Source organism: Paractinoplanes pyxinae, from assembly GCF_026626335.1.
GTDB lineage: Bacteria > Actinomycetota > Actinomycetes > Mycobacteriales > Micromonosporaceae > Actinoplanes > Actinoplanes pyxinae.
This window is the reverse complement of record NZ_JAPNTZ010000003.1, coordinates 574,691-595,540: the sequence shown is the minus strand read 5'-3', so window position 1 is coordinate 595,540 and position 20,850 is coordinate 574,691. Positions and strand designations below refer to the sequence as shown.

The window sequence follows — 20,850 nt, the reverse complement described above, 5'->3', positions numbered from 1 at the left end:
GGACACCGCCCATGACGGTCCTGGCGTCGCCCCAACCGGCGACAGCCGCGCGCGCCAGCGGCTCCTCCCGGCACCTGCTCGCCCCCCTCGGCATCGCCGTGCTGGCCACGCTGGCCGTGCCGGCGCTCTATCAGGTCGCCGTCCGCAGCACCCTCGGCCAGCAGGTCGACACCCTCGTGATGCGCGGCGCCGACGTCCACCACGCCCGCGTGGTCGGCGTGCTCGAGCGCACGCTCAACGGCACCTCGCTGGCCAGCCTCGTGCTGGTCTGCCTGTTCGCGGCCGTCTTCGGCGTGGTGCGCCGCCGGCTCGACCTGGCCCTCGGCGCGGCCGTGCTGGTGATCGGGGCCAACCTGACCACCCAGCTGCTCAAGACCCAGCTGCCCCGCCCCGACCTGGACGGCTCGGGCATGGCCAACTCGTTCCCCAGCGGCCACACCACGGCCGCCGCGTCGGTGGCGTTCGCGGTGATCCTGGTGCTGCCGCAGGCCCTGCGCGGCACGGTGGCCCTGGCCGGCTTCGCCTACGTCACGATCATCGCGGTGGCCACGGTCTGGGCCGAATGGCACCGCCCGAGCGACACCGTGGCGGCGCTGATGGTCACGCTGGCCTGGGGCGCGTTCGCGGTCTTCGTCATCCGGCTGCTCAAGCCGATGGACACCCAGCCGGCCAGCCGCGTGGTCCGGCTGCCGCTGCTGGCCGTCGGCGCGGTGACCGCCGCGGCCGGCCTGTTCGGGCTGGCCTCGGTCGTCCTCTCCGAACGGGCCATGCCCGACCTGGTCTCGGGCCGCTTCGCGTTCCTGGCCGGCTCGGCCGCGATCACGGCCGTCGCGGCCGGCGTGTTCCTGCTGTGGGCCCGCCTGGCCGCCGCCTACCCCGCGTCCGAAGTTTCAGTGAGTAAGAAGCCCGGCGCCCCGGCACCAGCCGGCCGCCGCGTCAAGGGAGGTACGAAATGACCGCGCCCACCCCCGGATAACCCGACAGCCCCCGGCGGCGTCCCCACCGGCCCGGCCGGAGTGCCCAGCCTGCCCGCGCAGACCCTGGCCGGGGGCGGCTCCCCCACCGTCGTGGTCGGCACCTACCCCGACTACGCGCAGGCGCAGAAGGCCGTCGACACGCTCAGCGACAACAAGTTCCCGGTCGAGCGCACCGCCATCATCGGCACCGACCTGCGCCTCATCGAAAACGTGCTCGGCCGCGTGACCGTAGCCCGGGCCGCTTTGGCCGGCGCGGCCAGCGGCGCCTGGTTCGGCCTCTTCGTGGGCCTGCTGTTCGGCCTGTTCAGCGACTCCAGCTGGTTCGCCGTCATCCTGGTCTGCCTCCTGATCGGCGCCGCCTGGGGCGCCGTCTTCGGCGCCATCGCCCACGCCGCCACCGGCGGCCGCCGCGATTTCGCCTCGCGCTCCTCCATCCAGGCCGGGCAGTACGCGGTGGTCACCGACCCCGAGGTCGCCGAGCAGGCGCGTCAGCTGCTGGTCTCCCTGAACTGGCAGGCGTCGGGCGCCCAGTAACCCAACTTCAAAGTCGGCAACCCCCTCGGGCTGGGCGGCCCGAGGGGGTTGTTTGTTCTTGGTTTTCGAGCGCAACCACTTACGCAGGCCGCCCGGGTGGGATTCGCGTTCTGGACGCGCCAGCGGCCAGCGAAGCCCGCCCGGGCCCTCGGCGGGAGCGACGGTCTGTAACCCCCCACCCCGCTACGACAGCTGCTTTCAGAATTTGATCTTGCCTCTGAAAGAGCCGTCAGAAGCCCTCGTGCAGCTCTGAGCGCAGCTTTGCCAGCGCCCTCGTCAGCAGGCGGGAGACGTGCATCTGGCTGATTCCCACCTGGTCGGCGATCTGGGACTGGGTCAGGTTGCCGTAGAAGCGGAGCGTCAGGATCTTCTGCTCGCGGTCGTCGAGGGTGGCCAGGGCCGGGCCCAGCGCCACTCGTGTTTCGGCCAGCTCGTACTCGTAGTCCTCGCCGCCCAGGGTGTCGCCCAGCTCGGTCGAGCCGTCGGCTGTGATGGGGGTCGACAGGGACGTGGCGTTGTAGGCGCGGGCGCCCTCGAGGCCTTCCAGCACGTCTTCCTCGGAGACGCCGAGGTGGGTGGCCACGTCGGCGACCGTCGGGGAGCGGCCCAGGCTGTGGGTCAGGGTGGCGTTGGCCTCGGTGATAGCCAGGCGCAGCTCCTGCAGGCGGCGCGGCACCCGGACCGACCAGGTGCGGTCGCGGAAGTGGCGCTTGATCTCGCCGATGATGGTGGGAATGGCGTAGCCCGCGAAATCCACCCCGCGGGCCGGGTCGAACTTGTCGACCGCCTTGATCAGGCCGACCGTGGCCGTCTGGATCAGGTCGTCGGTGGGTTCGCCGCGGCCGGAGTAGCGCTGGGCCAGGTGGCGGGCCAAGGGCAGCCAGGCCTCGATCGCGCGGTCGCGCAGGTGGGCTCGGGACGCTGAGTCGGGCTGGGACGCGAGTTCGACCAGCAGATCGGATGCGGTGGGCTCGGCGTGGGACACGGCCATGGGAGGGTCCTCCAGAGGGCGGGCAGAGAGCCGTGCCCGCACGCGGCGACCGTTCAGTTCTCTCACGCTAACCGAGAAGACGAGGCTTGCCTAGCCGAAAGTACGAGGGTCACCCCGCAACCGCCAGGGGATTTAATGTCGGGGCTCCGTGGTAAACAGCGGAAGCACAACCAGGCACCTCAAGACGGGAAACACAATGGCCATTCTCGGCATCGACATCGGCGGCTCCGGGGTCAAGGGGGCTCCGGTCGACACCGTCCAGGGCGAGCTGCTCGCCGAGCGGTACCGGGTGCCCACCCCGCAGCCGTCCGACGTCACCAGCGTCGTCGAGGCGGTCGCCGAGGTGGCGGCCCAGTTCGAGGGCCAGTTCGACCGGGTCGGCATCACCTTCCCGGGCGTGGTGGTCGACGGGGTGACCCGCACGGCGGCCAACGTCGACAAGTCCTGGCTCGACGCCCCGGCCGCCCAGCTGTTCACCGAGCGCCTGGGCAAGCCGGTCTCGGTGCTCAACGACGCCGACGCGGCGGGCGTGGCCGAGGTGGCGTTCGGCGCCGGCCGCGACCAGACCGGGCTGATCATGATGCTGACGTTCGGCACCGGCATCGGCAGCGCGCTGTTCCTCGACGGCACACTCATCCCGAACACCGAGTTCGGCCACCTCGAGCTCGACGGTCACGACGCCGAGACCCGGGCCAGCGACCGCGCCCGCGAGCAGGACGACATGAGCTGGGAGAAGTGGGCCGGCCGGGTCCGCGACTATCTGGCCCACGTCGAGATGCTGCTCTCGCCGCGGCTGTTCATCATCGGCGGCGGCGTCAGCAAGAAGTCCGACCGCTTCCTGCCGCTGATCGACATCCGCACCCCCATGGTGCCGGCCACCCTGCTCAACAACGCCGGCATCATCGGCGCGGCCCGCATCGCCGAGATCGACGGCCGCAAGCCGGCCGACGACGGCGTGACGCCGCACGAGGCCGGCGCCCGGGTGGTGGAGTGACGATGGCTCGCACGATCGCCACCAACACCGAGGTCAGCCGGGACGAGCTGCTCGAGTTCCTGCGCCCGCGGCACAAGGCCATCCTGATGACGACCCGGCGCGACGGCCGCCCGCAGGCCTCGCCCAACACGTGCGGCGTCGACACCGAGGGCCGCATCGTCATCTCGACCTATCCCGAGCGGGCCAAGGTCTACAACCTGCGGCGCAACCCGCTGGTGTCGGTCTGCGTGCTCTCCGACGACTTCGGCGGCGCCTGGGTGCAGGTCGACGGCACGGCCGAGGTGATCGACCAGCCCGATGCGGTCGAGCCGCTGGTCGAGTACTTCCGCGTCATCTCGGGCGAGCACCCGAACTGGGACGAGTACCGCCAGGCGATGCGCGACCAGGGCAAGTCCCTGATCCGCATCACCATCGACCGCTGGGGGCCCATCGCCACCGGCGGTTTCCCGGCCCGCCTGGCCTAGGGATCATCAGCCCGGGCGCCGCCAGGCCTTCAAGCGCTTGGCCAGGGCTTGGCCGAGCGTCCGGGCTGTCTCGACTTCCGAGGCGGCGTTCTCGTAGCCGCGGCAGTCGATGAGGGTCACCGCGTCGCCGATCCGGACGGCCGCGATGTACGTGTTGCGCCAGCGGCCATTGTCCAGCGGCTTGCCCTCGGCGTCGACCTCCTCGTACGACCGCTCGATCAGCACCGACTCGTCGCCCACGCCCAGCGGCGTGAGCAGGCCGAACCGCACGTCGAGGCCGCGCACCTGGCTGGTCGCGCAGACCTCGGCGGCCCGCCGCAGCTCGGTCAGGTAATCCTCGGCGCCGTCGCCGTGGTAGACGCCGACAGTGTTGTAGACCGCGTCGTCCGGAATGCCCTTCGGGGGCGGGTTGTCCGGCTTTCGGTAGCGCGAAATGATCGACGCGCTCACGCCGAGCTGCTTCTGGCTCGGGAACTTGGCCGCCGGGCAGAACTCCGGCACGCCGAGCGGCTCGAAGTACGTGACGGTCGCGTTGGCGTCCTCCTGGCGCAGCGTCACCTGGTACGGGATCTCCGCCGGCATCGGTTCGGCGGTCGCCGGCCCGCTCGTGGGCGGCGGCTCGGACGACGGCGTGGGCGACGGCGGTTCGCTGGGGGGCGCCGGGGCGGACGGCGGGACGCTCGGGGGAACCGATGAAGGCGGCGGCGGCGCGAGGCTGCGCGCGTGGCTCACCGAGGGGGCCGGACCGGCGAGGCTGCCGGTCGACGGCGACGCCGCCGGGCGGCCGTCGGCCCTGGTCACCGCCCAGCCGGTGCCGATCGAGGCGGCGGCCAGCACCACGATCGCCGTCGCGGCCAGCCCGGCCCGGCGGGAGCGGCGGCGGGCGGCCTGGTAGCGCAGTTCGGGGCCGGTCAGCAGCAGGCCGCGCTCGCTGTCCGACGACAGCGCCGCGAAGGCCTGCCGCACGTCGTCCGGCATCGATCAGCCTCGCCAGTCCTGCAGGCGCGCGGCGGCCCGGCCGGCCAGCTGCCGCTCGAAGTCGGCCCGGGCGGCGCCCCAGCCCTCGTAGCCCCGGCCGTCGACCAGGGTGACCGCGTCGCCGACCCGGATCGCCGCGATGTAGGTGTGGTTGCGCGAACCGTTGTTCACCGGCTCGCCCTCGCCGTCCCGGGCCTCGTACGAGCGGTCGATCAGGATCGACTCGTCGCCGGTGCCGAGCGACCCGAGCGAGTCGAACTGGGCCTCCGAGGTGCCCACCTTGCCGGTCGGGCAGGCCTCGACGGCCCGGCGCAGCTCGGTCAGGTAGTCCTCGGCCCCGTCCCCGCGATAGACGGTGACCGTGTTGTAGACCGTGTCGTCGGGAACGGACGTCGGTTCCGACTTCGGCCCGCGGTAGAACATGCGCACGGTGGCCCGCACGCCCACCTCGCCCTCGCTGGCGAACTTCGCCTTCGAGCAGAACTCGAGCGGCTCGAACTCGTCCTCGACGCGGGCGAGGTCGGAGACGCCGGTGTCGGAGTCGGCGAGCAGCGCCCGGGCCGGGACGGAACCCGGGATGGCCGGCGGCTTGGTGGTGGGCGCCGTGGTCGACGGCCGGGTCGTGGTGGGCGACGCCGGCGCGGTCGACGACGACGGCGGCGCCAGGCTCGGTGCGGAACTGGCCGGCGCGGCCGGGGTCGACGCCGCCCCGGTGCCGCTGACCGCCGGGGGCAGCGAGGTGTTCGGATCGTCGCCGGTGTTCGTGACGGCCCAGCCCGCGCTGACCGCGCCGACGACCAGAACCACGGCGGCGCCGGCCGTGACCGCTATCCGCCGGGAATGGCGCTTGGCGGCCTGGCGGCGCAGCTCGGGGCCGGCCAGCAGCAGACCGCGTTCGGCGTCGGAGGAGAGGGCGGCGAAGCCACGCTCGATCTCATTCGGCATTCTCCACCTCCGGGGTGCGGGTGGGGGTCTCGAGCATCGCGGCGAGCTCGGCCCGGCCCCGGAACAGCCGCGAGGTCACCGTGCCGACCGGGGTGCCGGTCTCGGCGGCGATGGCCGCGACGGGCAGGTCGAACAGGTAGTGCAGTGCGACCGCCTGACGGGTGGGTGCGGGGAGCTTGCGCAGGGCGGTGATCAGCCAGACCGCGTCCTCGGTGGGCGGGCCGGCCGGTTCGGGCGGGCCGGCCCGGCGCACGGCGGCCCGCCACCCGCTGAGGCGGCGCCACCGGTCGGTGGCGAGCCGGCCGACGGTCAGCCGCAGCCAGCCCTCGGGCGCCGGGTGGGCGGCCACCTTCCGCCAGTGGCGCCACGCCCTCGTGTACGCCTCCTGCACCACGTCCTGAGCCTCGGCGAGATCCCCGGTCAGCGCGTAGCCGTAGCGCAACATCCTGGCGGACGTGTCCCGGTAGAACTCGTCGAAGCCGTCCGCATCCCGCATCCGCGAACTACCCCCGCTCGTCCTCATTCGTGCACCGGTAACGTCCGGCCCCGCAAGGATGCTGCATCCGACTGCAAATTTTCTTCCCGGATTCGGGCCAAGCGCCAGAAAAGGCCGGCACCCCGTCGGGGTACCGGCCTTTCGGCGCAGCGAAATCAGGCAGCCAGCTGCTGCTCAGCGTCGAGCAAGTAAAGCAGCGAGTCGCGGTGCATCGAGGCGACCGGCTCGAGCAGGTCGGGGTGACGCAGCAGCGCGGCCGCGTCCAGGTCGCGGCGGTCGGGCTCGAGCAGGCGGCGGAACTCGGCCGGCGCCTTGCCGGTACGGGCGTAGGGCAGCGGCCGGTCCTGGGCCAGCGGCACCGCCGCGATCACGGCGTCGACGCCGCGCCGGGCCAGCTCCGGGTCGGCCAGCAGGCAGGCGGCCCAGCTGACCACGGTCTCGTCGACCCAGGTGCGCCAGCCCTCCTCCTCGGCCTCCTCGTCCTCGGGCTCGCTGCCGACCCGCCAGTCGAGCACCGCCGAGCCACCGGGGCCGGCGATCGCGACCAGGGCCGCGTCGACCTCGGTCGGGTAGCGCAGCCAGGCCGCGACCGTGACGGCCTGACGGGCCTGCAGCTCCGACAGGGTGTGCGCGATCGTGTCCGCGCTACCCGAGGGGTAAGCACGCGACAGCCAGTGCGTGCTCGCCGCGATGACGGGCGACAGCTCGACAGACGGTCCGGCCACGTGGGAACTCCTCCGCTTCGGCGCGGTACCGGTCGGCCCGCGTCACACCGGATCACTCGGCGGCCGCAGAGGGGTATCTGAGTAGGGTCACCAAGGTGGGACCACACGGCAACCGACGCGCTCCTGTCCACGCCGCGGTCGACCTGGGGACGGCCGAGCTGAGCCCCGATCCGGCCCGCCCGCAGGGCTGGACGCTGCTGGTCGACGGGGTGCCGCAGCCGTACGTCGACCTGGCCGACCCCGGCCACCTGGAGTTCCCGGTCATGAAAGATCTGGGCTCGGTGGTGCGGCTGGTGCAGCCGAGGAGGGTGCTGCACCTGGGCGGCGGCGCGCTCACCCTGCCCCGGCTGATCGCGCACCTGCACCCGGCGGCCGAGCAACGGGTGATCGAGCGCGACGCGGGCCTGCTGGCGCTGGTCGAGCGGTGCCTGCCGTTCCCGCCGTTGATCACCGTCGAGGTCGGTGACGCCGCCGACGCCGAGCTTCCCGGCAGCGACCTGATCATCATGGACGTCTTCGAGGGCGCCGCCATGCCGGCCCGGGTGTCCACAACGAGCTTCGCCGAACGGCTCCGGAAGGCGCTGACCCCGGACGGTCTGCTGGCGGTCAACCTGACCGACGTGCCGCCGCTGGCGCACACCCGGGTTCAGGCCGCGACGATCCGCACCGCCTTCGAGAACGTCGCCCTGCTGGCCCCGGCGGCGGTGCTTCGCGGCCGACGGGCGGGAAACATTATTTTGCTGGCCGGTAACGTTCCGATGATCAAACTCGGTAAGCATGAACGGATCATCGGCGGGGCCGAATTGGCGGAATTCATCGGCGGCGCGCGGCCTCGCCTGGATGAGCCCGCCTGAGCGGACTCCGGTAGGTTGAGCGCATCGGCACGGCACCGTTTGCGGCGCCTCCACAGCGGAGAAGTATGCCCTGACGGCGGTCTGTATTCGCCGAACCCGTCCGCGCACTGAAGATTACGGTGGAGATCATGACCGGTCGCTTTCCCATCGAAGACGTGACGCCCTCGGTGTCGTGTGGCCGCTATCCGGCAAAGGCTGTTGTCGGCGAATTGGTGCCGGTTTCCGCGGTGTCCTATCGAGAAGGTCATGACGCTCTCGGCGTCAACGTGGTATGGCGTGGCCCCGACGGCGAGTCCGAGCCGTTCACCCGCATGCATCCGGGCGAGCCCGGGCTCGACCAGTGGCACGGCGCCATCCGGCCCGACAAGGTCGGCCGGTGGACGTTCACGGTGGAGGCGTTCGACGACCCGTACCGCACCTGGCGCGACCGGGTGGTCAAGAAGATCGGCGCCGGTCAGGGCCTCGAAGACCTGGCGAACGACCTGGCCGAGGGGGCCGAGGTGCTCGACCTGGCGACCAAGGTCGTCCCCCCGCACGACGAGGAGCGGGTGCGCGACGCCGCGGCCGCCCTGCGCGACGAGCAGCGCTCGCTGTTCGCCCGGGTCTCCCCCGGGCTCGACCTGGAAGAGCTGCTCTGGCACAACCCGGTCCGCCAGCTGGTGACGACCACCCGCTCGTACGCCATCTGGGTCGACCGCAAGCGGGCGCTCTACTCGGCCTGGTACGAGTTCTTCCCGCGCTCCGAGGGGGCCGAGGTCGGCCCCGAGTCGACCCCGATCAAGCACGGCACGTTCGCCACCGCGGCCGAGCGCATCCCGGCCGTGGCCGGCATGGGCTTCAACGTGCTCTACCTGCCGCCGATCCACCCGATCGGCAAGGTCAACCGCAAGGGCCGGAACAACACGCTGGTGGCCCGGCCGGAAGACGTGGGCTCGCCGTGGGCCATCGGCTCCGACGAGGGCGGCCACGACGCGATCCACCCGCAGCTGGGCACCCTCGAGGACTTCCGCGCGTTCATCGCCACCGCCGAGGCGCACGGCCTCGAGGTCGCCATGGACCTGGCCCTGCAGGCCGCGCCCGACCACCCGTGGGTGAAGTCGCACCCCGAGTTCTTCACCCGGCGGGCCGACGGCACCATCGCGTACGCCGAGAACCCGCCCAAGAAGTACCAGGACATCTACCCGATCAACTGGGACAACGACTACAAGGCGCTGCGCGAGGAGGTCTACCGCGTCGTCAAGCACTGGGTCGACAACGGCGTCAAGATCTTCCGCGTCGACAACCCGCACACCAAGGCGCTGAACTTCTGGCAGTGGCTGATCGCCAAGGTCAAGGAGTCCGATCCCGACGTGCTCTTCCTGGCCGAGGCGTTCACCCGGCCGGCCATGATGAACGGGCTGGGCAAGGTCGGCTTCACCCAGTCGTACACGTACTTCACCTGGCGCACCACGGCCTGGGAGATGCGCCAGTACATGGAGACGCTGCTGACCACGATCGACTGGATGCGGCCCAACTTCTGGCCCAACACGCCCGACATCCTGCACGAGTCGCTGCAGCACGGCGGTCCGCCGATGTTCAAGATTCGGGCCGTGCTGGCGAGCATGCTCACGCCGTCGTGGGGCATGTATTCCGGGTACGAGCTCTTCGAGCACGTCCCGCGGCCGGGCGCCGAGGAGTACATCGACAACGAGAAGTTCGAGCTCAAGCCGCGGGACTGGGCCGCCGCCGAGCGCACCGGCCGGTCGCTCGCGCCGTACATCACCCGGCTCAACCAGATCCGCGACGAGAACCCGGCGCTGCACTGGCTGCGGAATCTGAGATTCCACGACATCGACAACGGAGCACTGCTGTGCTTCTCGAAGCGTGACCCCGACACCGGCAACACGGTTCTGGTCGTCGTCACCTTCGACTCGTCGACCGTGCAGTGGGGCAACACCGTGCTGAACATGCCGGAACTCGGCCTGGACTGGCACGACCGGTTCACGGTGGTCGACCAGATCACCGGGGCCACGTACGAGTGGGGGCAGCACAACGCCGTGCGGATCGATCCGTACGTCGAGCCGGCGCACGTCTTCGTGATCCAGCCGGCTAGTTAACAAGTACCTGCGGGTGGGTAGGTGGGGAACCTGATGGACCAGAACGAACTCAGCCTCGAGCCGGATCCGACCGAGGGCAGCCACGTCGAGCAGGGTGTGGTCGAGCACCCGACAGCGGAGGACTTCGAGCACGCCCGGGCCCTGCCGGCCGACCGGACGTGGTTCCAGCGCGCCGTGTTCTACGAGGTTCTGGTCCGGGCGTTCTACGACTCCAGCAACGACGGCTCGGGCGACCTGAAGGGCCTGATCGAGCGGCTCGACTATCTGCAGTGGCTCGGCGTCGACTGCCTGTGGCTGCCGCCGTTCTACGAGTCGCCGCTGCGCGACGGCGGCTACGACATCAGCGACTTCTACAAGGTGCTGCCCGAGTTCGGCACGGTCGAGGACTTCGTGGCGCTGCTCGACGCGGCCCACAAGCGCGGCATCCGCGTCATCACCGACCTGGTCATGAACCACACCTCCGACCAGCACCCGTGGTTCCAGGAGTCGCGGCGCGACCCCGAGGGTCCGTACGGCGACTTCTACGTCTGGAGCGACACCTCCGACAAGTACCAGGACGCCCGGGTCATCTTCGTCGACACCGAGGAGTCGAACTGGACGTTCGACCCGGTGCGGCGGCAGTTCTTCTGGCACCGGTTCTTCTCGCACCAGCCCGACCTCAACTACGACAACCCGGCCGTGCAGAACGCGATGCTGGACGTGCTGCGGTTCTGGCTCGACCTGGGCATCGACGGCTTCCGGCTGGACGCGGTGCCGTACCTGTTCGAGCGCGAGGGCACCAACGGCGAGAACCTGCCCGAGACGCACGCCTTCCTCAAGCACTGCCGCAAGGTGATCGACGACGAGTTCCCGGGCCGGGTGCTGCTGGCCGAGGCCAACCAGTGGCCGGCCGACGTGGTCGAGTACTTCGGCGACTCGAAGGCCGGCGGCGACGAGTGCCACATGGCGTTCCACTTCCCACTGATGCCGCGCATCTTCATGGCGGTCCGGCGCGAGTCGCGCTTCCCCATCTCCGAGATCCTGGCCCAGACCCCGGCCATCCCGGACAACTGCCAGTGGGGCATCTTCCTGCGCAACCACGACGAGCTGACGCTCGAGATGGTGACCGACGAAGAGCGCGACTACATGTACGGCGAGTACGCCAAGGACCCGCGCATGAAGGCCAACGTGGGCATCCGCCGGCGGCTGGCCCCGCTGCTCGAGAACGACCGCAACCAGATGGAGCTGTTCACCGCCCTGCTGCTGTCGCTGCCCGGCTCGCCGGTGCTTTACTACGGCGACGAGATCGGCATGGGCGACAACATCTGGCTCGGCGACCGCGACGGCGTGCGCACGCCGATGCAGTGGACGCCCGACCGCAACGCCGGCTTCTCGACGGCCCACCCCGGACGGCTGTACCTGCCGGCCAACCAGGACCCGGTGTACGGGTACCAGGCGGTGAACGTCGAGGCCCAGCGCGACAGTTCCACGTCGTTGCTGAACTGGACGCGTACGATGCTGGCGGTGCGACGCCGCCACGAAGCGTTCGCCGTCGGGACCTTCCGCGAGCTGGGCGGATCCAACCCGTCGGTGCTGGCGTACCTGCGCGAGGACGGCGACGACGTCGTGCTCTGCGTGAACAACCTGTCGCGCTTCCCGCAACCGATCGAGCTGAACCTGCAGCACTGGAACGGGTACACGCCGGTCGAGCTGACCGGGCACGTGAACTTCCCGCGTATCGGCCAGCTGCCCTACCTGCTCACGCTCCCCGGGCACGGCTTCTACTGGTTCCAGCTGTGCGGGTCCGAGGAGAAGCAATGACGTTGCCTTTCGCCGAATGGCTGCCGCTGCAACGGTGGTACGCCGGCCGATCCCGCACCCTGTCGTCGGTCAAGGAGGCGTCCAGCACGGCGCTCGACGACGACCTCGACCTGGTACTGATCGACGTCGAATACACCGACGGCAGTTCCGAGCGGTATCAGGTGGTCGTGGCCTGGGAGACCGGCCCGATCATCGAGTACAGCGAGGTGGCGACGATCGGCACCGACGGCGACCGGACGGGTTACGACGCGCTCTACGACACCAGCGCCGCCCGCAAGCTGCTGGCGCTGGTGGCCGAGGGCGGCACCCGCGGCGACGTCACGTTCGAGCCCGAGCCCGGCGCGACCTTCCCGGTCGAGGCGTGGCCGCGGGTCTTCGACGCCGAGCAGAGCAACACCAGTGTGATCTTCGAGCAGGACGCCATCCTGAAGGTGTTCCGCCGGGTGTCGGCGGGCATCAACCCCGACGTGGAGCTGAACCGGGTGCTCGGGCGGCGGGACAACCCGCACGTGGCCCGGCTGCTCGGCTCGTTCCAGACTGTGCAGCCACCGATGCCTGGTCCTTCGGACGGCACGGAGAACCCGGGCAAGTTGGGTGAGGGCGGCGAGCCCTGCCCCCTGGGCATGGTCACGGCGTACGCGGGAAACTCGGCCGAGGGCTGGGCCATGGCCACCGCCTCGGCCCGTGACCTGTTCGCCGACGCCGAGATGCGCGCCGACGAGGTGGGCGGCGACTTCCAGGGCGAGTCGTACCGGCTCGGCGAGGCGGTCGCCTCGGTGCACGCCGACCTGGCCGAGGCGCTGGGCTCGGGCCCGTCGGTCTTCCCGGTCGACGCCATGCTGGCCCGGCTGCGCGAGGCCGCCCAGGCGGTGGCCGAGATCCAGCAGTACGTCCCGTCCATCGAGGCCCGGTTCCGCGAGCTCGACACCCAGACGGTCGAGGTGCAGCGCGTGCACGGCGACCTGCACCTGGGCCAGGTGCTGCGGGTGCCCGAGGGCTGGCTGCTGATCGACTTCGAGGGCGAGCCGGGCCAGCCGCTCGACCAGCGCCGCCAGCCCGACTCGCCGCTGCGCGACGTGGCCGGGGTGCTGCGCTCGTACGAATATGCGGCCTACCAGCTGCTGGTCGACCAGGACGACGACGAGCACCTGGCCGCCCGCGCCCGCGAGTGGGTCGACCGCAACCGGGCCGCCTTCTGCGACGGCTACGCCCATGTCGCCGGGGCCGACCCGCGCGAGCAGGGTCCGCTGCTGGCGGCGTACGAACTCGACAAGGCGGTCTACGAGGCCGCGTACGAAGCCCGCCACCGGCCGGGATGGCTGCGCATTCCGCTGCGCTCCATCGCCCGGCTGGTCGGCTGACCAACCCGAAGGAGAACCCCCTCGTGATCGGCCACACCGCCAACTCGCTCGCCGCCGACCAGCGCGCCCTGAACAGCGTGGTGGCCGGCGACACCCACGACCCGCACGGCGTCCTCGGCGCCCACCCGGGCGGGGGGAACACCGTCATCCGCACGCTGCGCAAGGGGGCCAAGGCGGTCGTGCTCGTGTACGAGGGCGAGCGCGTCGACATGACCCTGGTCCACCCGGACGGCGTCTTCGCGGCCGAGGTGCCGGGCCTCGTGCTCGACTACCGCCTCGACGTCGACGGCGAGGTCGTCGACGACCCGTACCGGCACCTGCCGACGCTGGGCGAGCTCGACCTGCACCTGATCGGCGAGGGCCGGCACGAGAAGCTGTGGAAGGTGCTCGGCGCGCAGCCGCGCGGCCCCGAGGGCGTGGGCGTCGGCTTCTCGGTGTGGGCGCCGGGCGCCCGCGGCGTCCAGGTGATCGGCGACTTCACCGGCTGGGGCCCGTACGCCGGCTGGCCGATGCGCTCGCTCGGCTCGAGCGGCGTGTGGGAGATCTACCTGCCCGACGCCGAGGTCGGCCACAAGTACAAGTTCAAGATCCTGGGCCGCGACGGGGTGTGGCGCGAGCACGCCGACCCGCTGGCCCAGCACACCGAGGTGCCGCCGGCCACCGCCTCGGTGGTCTACGACTCCTCGTACGAGTGGGCCGACGAGCAGTGGATGACCGAGCGCGCGGCCAAGAAGTGGCACGAGGAGCCGATGAGCGCCTACGAGGTGCACCTCGGCTCGTGGCGGCCCGGCCTCTCGTACACCGAACTGGCCGACCAGCTCGTCGAGTACGTCCAGGAAATGGGTTTCACCCACGTCGAGCTGATGCCGGTCATGGAGCACCCGTTCGGCGGCTCCTGGGGCTACCAGGTCACCGGCTACTACGCGCCGACCTCGCGCTTCGGCTCACCCGACGAGTTCCGCCACCTGATCGACAAGCTGCACCAGGCCGGCATCGGTGTCATCTTCGACTGGGTGCCCGCGCACTTCCCGAAGGACGAGTGGGCGCTGGCCCGTTTCGACGGCACCCCGCTCTACGAGCACGGCGACTGGCGCCGCGGCGAGCACCCCGACTGGGGCACGTACGTCTTCGACTTCGGTCGCAAAGAGGTGCGCAACTTCCTGGTGGCCAACGCGCTCTACTGGTGCGAGGAGTTCCACGCCGACGGCCTGCGGGTCGACGCGGTGGCCTCGATGCTCTACCTGGACTACTCGCGCAAGGACGGCGAGTGGACGCCCAACCAGTACGGCGGCCGCGAGAACCTGGACGCGATCAGCTTCCTGCAAGAGATGAACGCGACGGTCTACAAGAACTACCCGGGCGCGATCACCGTGGCCGAGGAGTCGACCGCGTGGCCCGGCGTCACCCGCCCCACCCACCTGGGCGGTCTCGGCTTCGGCTTCAAGTGGAACATGGGCTGGATGAACGACACCCTGTCGTACATCGAGAAGGAGCCCATCTACCGCCAGTGGCACCACCACCAGATGACCTTCGCGACCGTGTACGCGTGGAGCGAGAACTACATCCTGCCGATCAGCCACGACGAGGTCGTGCACGGCAAGGGCTCGCTGACCGGCAAGATGCCCGGCGACCTGTGGCAGAAGCTGGCCAACACGCGCGCCCTGCTCGGCTTCATGTGGGCCTTCACCGGCAAGCAGCTGCTGTTCATGGGCAGCGAGATGGGCGACCTGCGCGAGTGGAGCGAGGAGCGCGGGCTCGACTGGGAGCTGCCCGACGACCCGCAGTTCGGCGGCATTCAGACTCTGGTGAAAGACCTGAACCGGGTCTACAAGGAGTCGCCCGCCCTGTGGACGCAGGACACGTCGGCCAGCGGCTTCCGGTGGATCACCAGCGAGGACTCGCAGCACAACACGTTCTCGTTCGTCCGGTTCCCGCCGAACGGCGACCCGGTGGCCTGCGTGGTCAACTTCGCGGCGGTGCCGCAGGAGGGCTACCGCATCGGCCTGCCCCGAGCCGGCCGGTGGGAAGAGGTCATCAACACCGACAGTGAGCTGTACGGCGGTTCCGGCGTGGGCAATCTGGGCGAGGTGCACACCGACGACACGCCGTGGCACGGTTTCGACTACTCGGTGTCGCTGCGGGTGCCGCCGCTGGGCGCGGTCTGGCTTCGCCTCGCGTCGTAAGGGTGGTTGACGGTCGCATGTAGAGTGCGGCGCATTCCATTTCCTCACTGGAGGTGATCAATGCGTCGCACTGAGTCCGCTCTGGTGCGCGGCGGAGCGGGGGCCGTCGCGATCCTGGCGGCCACGCTTCTCACCGTGCCGAGCCCTGCGCACGCCGCCGACCCGCAGCCGAACATCGTGGTCACGGCGGCCGATCTGAACACTCCCGGCACCCGGGTGGGCGGTGGTGACAGCCGCCCGCTGCAGGCCGAGATCCGCAACGACGGTGACGCTCCGGCCACCGGGCTGACCTACACGATCAGCCTGACCGACGGCACCCGGCTCTCGGGCCCGTCCGAGGGCTGCACCTACACCGACTACTGGCCCGACGACGACGGCGGCCCGTGGGTGTACGGCCCGTCCGAGGCGACCTGCACGATCGACTCGCTCGCACCGGGCGAGTCGGTGCCGCTGCCGTTCACGGTGAGTTTCGGCCGCAACATGTGGGGCCCCGACCAGTTCTACGGCTACATCTTCGTCCCCTTGGGCGACGACCAGGTGTCGGACGACTTCTCGTGGTGGAGCAAGCGCAACACCCATGACGTCGCCGTCACGGTGCCCACCGTCCGGGGCTCGGTGGGTCAGACCGCCGATCTCACGTTCACCGTCGTCAACTACGGCCCATCTGACGGTGGCGGCCCCGACGTGCTCGTCACCGCGCCGAAGGGAACGGCTCTGCTGCCCACCGAGTGGTGCTGGACCGAGGGCACGCCGCACGAGCAGCGGCCCGAGTCGCGGCAGGTGCGGTGCAACTTCGAGAGCTTCTTCCCGACGGTGCACTCCGGCTACGGCCGGGTCTCGCACACCATCCCGCTGAAGATCAAGGCACGGCCGGGTCAGAACGGCCGGGTGTACGCCGAGGGCGACATCGTCGACGGCACGGAATCGCGGCCGGCCAACAACACGGCACGCATTATCGTCCGGCCGTAGCCCGCCTTTAGTCCTCTGTCACGAAGTTGACAGGCGGGTTCAACCGTTCGACGTTCGTCAATAGGTTCGAGGAAAGCCCGCCGGGGTCCGCCCCGGCGGGCCACCGATCTGACGGAGGCGGAACATGGATCAGGCGCTCGAGGCGACGGAGCTCGACCAGGTCGACGACGAGCTGCTGGCCGAGCTCAGCCCCGCGCTGCGCGCGGCCGTCGAGCGGGTCTACTCCCCCGACGACCAGGGCGGCGCGGGCGGTTTCAACTCGTTCGTGGACGCCGACCTCTAGCCGAGCCCGTCCCGTGGATCTCCGCTGGCCCGGCAACCTGGACGTGACCGCGCTGACGGCGGACGGGTGGCGGCCGAAACGCTTCAACCAGTTCGTCATCAAGATTCACAGCCGGTGCAACCTGGCCTGCGGCTACTGCTACGTCTACGAGTCGGCCGACCAGAGCTGGCGCGACCAGCCCAAGGTGATGACCGAGGCCGTCTTCGCCGAGGCCGTCCGGCGGATCGACGAGCACGCCGGGCCGTCGGTCAGCCTGGTCTTCCACGGCGGGGAGCCGCTGCTGGCCGGGGCCGCCCATCTCGACCGGCTGGCCCGGGTGGCCACCGAGGTCCTCGGGCCCGGCCGCCGGTTGCGGCTGGGCATGCAGACCAACGGGCTGCTGCTCGACCCGTCGGTCATCGAGGTGTGCGACCGGTGGGGCATCCGGGTGGCGGTCAGCCTGGACGGCGACGAGGCCGGGCACGACCGCCATCGGACGTTCCGCGACGGCAGCGGCAGCCACGCCGGTGTCGCGCGGGGCATCCGGCTGCTGCAACAGCATCGTCACCTGTACGCCGGGTTGCTGTGCACGGTCGACCTGGCCAACGAGCCGGTCACGACGTACGAGGCGTTGCTGAAGTTCGCGCCGCCGACCGTCGACTTCCTGCTGCCGCACGCCAACTGGCAGACGCCTCCGGCCGGCGCTCCCGCCGCGTACGGGAAATGGTTGGCTCAGATCTTCGACCGCTGGTTCGACGCGCCGGTGCGCGAGGCGGGCGTCCGGCTGTTCGACGACATCCTGGCCCTCACGCTCGGCGGCACGGGCACGTCGGAATCGGTCGGGCTGCAGCCGATCCGGGTCGCCGTGATCGAGACCGACGGCACGATCGAGCAGGTCGACACGCTGAAGACGGCCTTCGCCGGGGCCACCAAGGTGCCGGCGGCGGACTTCGACCAGGCGCTGCTGCAGCCGCAGATCGTGGCCCGGCAACTCGGCCGGGAGGCGCTGTGCCAGACCTGCCGGGAGTGCGAGATCCACCAGATCTGCGGCGGCGGCAACTACACCCACCGCTTCCGCCCCGGCAACGGCTTCCTCAACCCGTCGGTGTACTGCCCCGACCTGGCCTTCCTGATCGGCCACATCCGCGACCGGGTGTCCGGCGAGCTCGCGAGGCTCCAGACGAGGAGGCCGCCCGGTGCAGACCAGGCCTGACCCGATGGTGCGGGACGTCGGCTCGGGCTTCGGCTCGCCCGAGAGCCTGGCCCGGCTCGCGGCCGGCCAGCGGCAGAAGCGCCGGGTGCTGCTGCGGATGCTGGTCAACGACGCCGCCGCGGTCGAGGGGTCCGGCCTGGCCGAGGCGGCCGAGCACGTCACCGACGACATGCTGGACCACCCGCACTTGGGCGTCTGGCTCGTGCACTGCATCCGGCGCATCGCCCACCCGAGCGACGACGCCATGCCGCTGTGGGCCGATCTCGGCTATCTGGGCTGGCTGCGGGCGGCCGCGTTCGTCACGTCGGGGTCGGCCGGCCGCGTCGACGTGGTGGTGCGGGACGGCGTCGTGATGCTGCCGGGGCTCGGGCTGGCCCGGCTCGCGCTCCCGGGCACGCACGGGCACGCGACGCTGAGTGGCCGGTTCGAGTTCACGATGGGTGACACCCGGCTGGTGGTGCGCGATCCGGGGAGTGAGGGCGACGAGCGGTGGCTGCCGCTGCGCAAGCTGGGCGCCACGTACTCGACGCTGCGGACGGTCCACCTGGATGATCTCGACCCGTTCCGGGACTTCTCCGACCCGTACACGAAAGCGCAGTTGAAGGCCCCGCCGCCGCGCCTGACCGCGACGCAGGCGGCCACCTGGAAGAGGGCGTTCGCGGGCGCGCTCGAGATCCTTCGGCGCCAGTACGAGGACTACTCCAACGGCATCGACGAAGTGCTGCGTACGGTCGTCCCGCTCACCGCCGACCCGGTGAGCAACGGGGTCAGCAACACCTCACTGCACGCGTACGGCGGGGTCAACATGAGCGCCGCGGGCGGGCCGCACCAGTTCGCGCTCACCCTGATCCACGAATGCCAGCACGCCAAGCTGACCGCGCTCACCGACCAGGCCGAACTGCAGAAACCGTCAACCGTCAAAGACCTGTACGCACCCTGGCGCGACGACCCGAGGCCGCTGTCCGGGCTGCTGCAGGGCATCTACGCGCACATCGGCGTCACCGACTTCTGGCGCATCTACCGGAACGACGCGGGCGCCAAGTCGCTGATGGCCGAGGTCGAGTTCGCCCGCTGGCGCACCCAGGTGCGGCAGGCGCTGCTCGTGGCGGCCGCGTCGCCGCTGCTCACCGAGGCCGGCACCACCTTCGTCGAGGCCATGGGCGCCGCCGTCCAGCACTGGTCGGGCGAGACCGTGCCGGCCCACCTCGAGGCGCTGGCCCGCGAGTCGTCGGCCGGTCACCTGGTGGCCTGGCGGGTGCGCAACATGAGCGTCGACGTCGACGACCTGCTGTCGCGATGGACGCGCGGACTGGACGCGGGCGAGCTGCCTCCGGCCGGCGTGGAGGCCGGGGTCGTGCCGCCGCGCGACCGGCTGCCGGTGGGCTACGTCAAGATGAACCGCGCGGCCGGCATCGAACCCGGCCCGTCGACACCCGCGGCCGACCTCGCCTACATCGACGGCGACTACGAGGGGGCGCTCGGGCTGTACAAAGCCTCCCTGGCCGAGGGCCCGGAGTCGTGGGCCGGCCTGGCCCTCTGCCTGCGCCAACTGTCCGACGAGCAGTCGGTGTCGGCGTTGTTCCGGCGGCCCGAGGTGGTGGCCGCTCTGTGGCGGGTCACGGGGGCCGACGTCGTCCAGCTGACCATGTGGCTGTCCTCTTGATCCTGCGCAACCGGCGCTTCCTGGCGCTGTGGAGCGGCAACGCCCTTTCGCTGGTCGGCACGTCCGGCGTGCGCATCGCGTATCCGCTGCTGGCGCTGGCCCTGTTCGACTCGCCCGCGCTGGCCGGCTGGGTCGCCTTCGCCGCCACCCTGCCCAACCTGCTGCTGCAGGTGCCGGCCGGGCTGGTCGCGGACACGGTCAACCGCCGGACGGTTCTGCTGACGGCCCAGGCGACCGGTCTGCTGGCCACGGCCGCCGTGCTGCTGGCGGCCGCGGTCGACTTGCGGGGGATGGCGTTTCTTCTGGTGGTGGCGGCGGTCGTCGAGGGCTCGGCTTTCGTGTTCTTCAACATCGCCGAGGTGAGCGCGGTCCGCGACGTCGTGGACGAGCAGGACCGGACTGTCGCGTTCTCGTTCCTCGAGGCCGAGCAGCCGATCGGCAACCTGGCCGGGCGGGCGGCCGGGGGTGCGCTCTTCGACCTGTCGCGGTGGGCGCCGTTTCTCCTCAATGCTTTCTCGTACGTGTTCTGCCTGCTCACCCTGGCGACGATGCCCAAGCGGGTCTTCGCACCGGTTCCGGTCGCTCACGAGGAACGCCGGCTCCTGCAGGGCCTGGTGTGGCTGTGGCGCATCCCGTACCTGCGCCTCACGAGCCTGATCACCGGATTCACCAACGTGCTGTGGCAGTGCGTCATCCTGCTCGTGCTGGTGGTGGCCACCCGCGACGACCGTCCGGCCTGGACGGTGGGAGTCGTGCTCGCCGCGGCCGGGGTGGGCGGGTTGCTGGCCGCGCTGGTGACGCCGCGGCTGTCTCGCCGCTTCCCGCCGCGCGGGCTGTTCCTGGGCTGCGTGTGGGTGTGGACGGGGCTGCTGGCGATGATCGCGGTGAGCACCCATACCGTGGTGCTGATGATTGCCTGGGGTGGAGTAGGCGCGGTCGGCACGGTGGTGTCGGTGACGCTCACCGTCACCCGGGCCCAAGCGGTGCCGGACAACATGCTGGGCCGGATCGTCAGCGCGGCCGGCGTGATCACCGACGGCGCGGTGCCGATCGGGGCGCTGGTCGGCGGTTATCTGCTGGCGGCGGCCGGGCCCACGGTCACCGCGCGCGTTCTGCTGATCGCCATGCTCGCGGCCGCGCTGCTCTGCACGCGCTTCCTGCGGCCTGCTCCCCATCCGGTCACGGAGAACGCGGCATGATGCGCGGCGGCCGGATCGGCTTCGGCGCCATGCAGCTGCCCACCTCCCCTTCGTCGGTGGCGGTGCTCCGGCGGGCCGTCGGCCTCGGCGTGCCGTTGATCGACACGGCCTACCTGTACGGCGGTGGCGCCAAGCTCAGGTAGCGC

20 protein-coding genes are annotated in these 20,850 nt (G+C 70.9%); 15 read left to right on the top strand and 5 right to left on the bottom strand.

Annotation, left to right across the window (positions count from 1 at the left end):
* The first annotated feature begins 11 nt into the window (after positions 1-11).
* Both OWR29_RS10710 and OWR29_RS10705 read left to right on the top strand, forming a co-directional pair.
* Positions 12-956, top strand: a complete 945-nt coding sequence (locus tag OWR29_RS10710; RefSeq protein WP_267562472.1) for a phosphatase PAP2 family protein — start codon at positions 12-14, stop codon at positions 954-956.
* Between the two features lie 60 nt (positions 957-1,016).
* Entirely contained in the window at positions 1,017-1,511 is a 495-nt protein-coding gene (locus tag OWR29_RS10705; RefSeq protein ID WP_267562471.1) for a YflT domain-containing protein, read from the top strand.
* Between the two features lie 229 nt (positions 1,512-1,740).
* Here the strand turns inward: OWR29_RS10705 and OWR29_RS10700 are convergent, their stop codons facing one another.
* The gene (locus OWR29_RS10700) at positions 1,741-2,502 is read right to left on the bottom strand and encodes an RNA polymerase sigma factor SigF (protein ID WP_267562470.1); all 762 of its coding nucleotides are present in this window, start codon (positions 2,500-2,502) and stop codon (positions 1,741-1,743) included.
* A 196-nt stretch (positions 2,503-2,698) separates the two neighbouring features.
* Here OWR29_RS10700 and ppgK point away from each other — a divergent pair, with 196 nt between their 5' ends.
* Together ppgK and OWR29_RS10690 are read left to right on the top strand one after the other, a co-directional pair.
* On the top strand, positions 2,699-3,496 hold the full coding sequence (gene ppgK, locus OWR29_RS10695; protein ID WP_267562469.1) for a polyphosphate--glucose phosphotransferase: 798 nt from the start codon (positions 2,699-2,701) through the stop codon (positions 3,494-3,496).
* Between the two features lie 2 nt (positions 3,497-3,498).
* The gene (locus OWR29_RS10690; protein WP_267562468.1) at positions 3,499-3,960 is read left to right on the top strand and encodes a PPOX class F420-dependent oxidoreductase; all 462 of its coding nucleotides are present in this window, start codon (positions 3,499-3,501) and stop codon (positions 3,958-3,960) included.
* A gap of 6 nt (positions 3,961-3,966) precedes the next feature.
* On the opposite strand, the gene OWR29_RS10685 is transcribed toward OWR29_RS10690, so the two are convergent.
* The 4 genes from OWR29_RS10685 to OWR29_RS10670 form a co-directional block, all read right to left on the bottom strand.
* Positions 3,967-4,938: a hypothetical protein gene (locus OWR29_RS10685; RefSeq protein WP_267562467.1), complete on the bottom strand. Its 972-nt coding sequence runs from the start codon at positions 4,936-4,938 to the stop codon at positions 3,967-3,969.
* 3 nt (positions 4,939-4,941) lie between these two features.
* Positions 4,942-5,883 (bottom strand): hypothetical protein, encoded by a 942-nt coding sequence (locus OWR29_RS10680; RefSeq protein WP_267562466.1) that lies wholly within the window; start codon positions 5,881-5,883, stop codon positions 4,942-4,944.
* Positions 5,873-6,379, bottom strand: coding sequence for a SigE family RNA polymerase sigma factor (locus OWR29_RS10675; RefSeq protein WP_267562465.1), 507 nt, complete (start codon positions 6,377-6,379; stop codon positions 5,873-5,875). Before OWR29_RS10675 ends, OWR29_RS10680 begins: the two co-directional genes overlap by 11 nt.
* 155 nt (positions 6,380-6,534) lie before the next feature.
* Positions 6,535-7,104, bottom strand: a complete 570-nt coding sequence (locus OWR29_RS10670; RefSeq protein ID WP_267562464.1) for a hypothetical protein — start codon at positions 7,102-7,104, stop codon at positions 6,535-6,537.
* Positions 7,105-7,199: 95 nt separating this feature from the next.
* Between OWR29_RS10670 and OWR29_RS10665 the strand changes: the two genes are divergently transcribed.
* The 11 genes from OWR29_RS10665 (at position 7,200) to OWR29_RS10615 (ending at position 20,847) form a co-directional block, all read left to right on the top strand.
* Positions 7,200-7,958 (top strand): spermidine synthase, encoded by a 759-nt coding sequence (locus OWR29_RS10665; RefSeq protein ID WP_267562463.1) that lies wholly within the window; start codon positions 7,200-7,202, stop codon positions 7,956-7,958.
* 128 nt (positions 7,959-8,086) lie between these two features.
* Positions 8,087-10,054 (top strand): alpha-1,4-glucan--maltose-1-phosphate maltosyltransferase, encoded by a 1,968-nt coding sequence (locus OWR29_RS10660; protein WP_267562462.1) that lies wholly within the window; start codon positions 8,087-8,089, stop codon positions 10,052-10,054.
* Positions 10,055-10,075: 21 nt separating this feature from the next.
* Positions 10,076-11,854: a maltose alpha-D-glucosyltransferase gene (gene treS / locus OWR29_RS10655; protein ID WP_267562461.1), complete on the top strand. Its 1,779-nt coding sequence runs from the start codon at positions 10,076-10,078 to the stop codon at positions 11,852-11,854.
* Positions 11,851-13,215 carry a maltokinase N-terminal cap-like domain-containing protein gene (locus tag OWR29_RS10650; protein WP_267562460.1) on the top strand — a complete coding sequence of 455 codons (1,365 nt, stop codon included), beginning with the start codon at positions 11,851-11,853 and terminating at the stop codon, positions 13,213-13,215. Before treS ends, OWR29_RS10650 begins: the two co-directional genes overlap by 4 nt.
* 23 nt (positions 13,216-13,238) lie before the next feature.
* The gene (glgB, locus tag OWR29_RS10645) at positions 13,239-15,398 is read left to right on the top strand and encodes a 1,4-alpha-glucan branching protein GlgB (protein WP_438872567.1); all 2,160 of its coding nucleotides are present in this window, start codon (positions 13,239-13,241) and stop codon (positions 15,396-15,398) included.
* A gap of 60 nt (positions 15,399-15,458) precedes the next feature.
* Positions 15,459-16,367, top strand: a complete 909-nt coding sequence (locus OWR29_RS10640; RefSeq protein WP_267562459.1) for a COG1361 family protein — start codon at positions 15,459-15,461, stop codon at positions 16,365-16,367.
* 124 nt (positions 16,368-16,491) lie between these two features.
* A complete protein-coding gene (locus OWR29_RS10635) occupies positions 16,492-16,650 on the top strand; it encodes a hypothetical protein (RefSeq protein ID WP_267562458.1) in 159 nt (52 codons plus the stop codon).
* A 13-nt stretch (positions 16,651-16,663) separates the two neighbouring features.
* Positions 16,664-17,842: an FxsB family cyclophane-forming radical SAM/SPASM peptide maturase gene (locus OWR29_RS10630; RefSeq protein ID WP_267562457.1), complete on the top strand. Its 1,179-nt coding sequence runs from the start codon at positions 16,664-16,666 to the stop codon at positions 17,840-17,842.
* Positions 17,826-19,505: an HEXXH motif domain-containing protein gene (locus OWR29_RS10625; RefSeq protein WP_267562456.1), complete on the top strand. Its 1,680-nt coding sequence runs from the start codon at positions 17,826-17,828 to the stop codon at positions 19,503-19,505. The genes OWR29_RS10630 and OWR29_RS10625 overlap by 17 nt, the downstream gene beginning before the upstream one ends.
* A complete protein-coding gene (locus OWR29_RS10620; protein WP_267562454.1) occupies positions 19,490-20,704 on the top strand; it encodes an MFS transporter in 1,215 nt (404 codons plus the stop codon). Before OWR29_RS10625 ends, OWR29_RS10620 begins: the two co-directional genes overlap by 16 nt.
* The gene (locus OWR29_RS10615; RefSeq protein WP_267562453.1) at positions 20,701-20,847 is read left to right on the top strand and encodes a hypothetical protein; all 147 of its coding nucleotides are present in this window, start codon (positions 20,701-20,703) and stop codon (positions 20,845-20,847) included. The genes OWR29_RS10620 and OWR29_RS10615 overlap by 4 nt, the downstream gene beginning before the upstream one ends.
* Positions 20,848-20,850 lie beyond the last annotated feature (3 nt).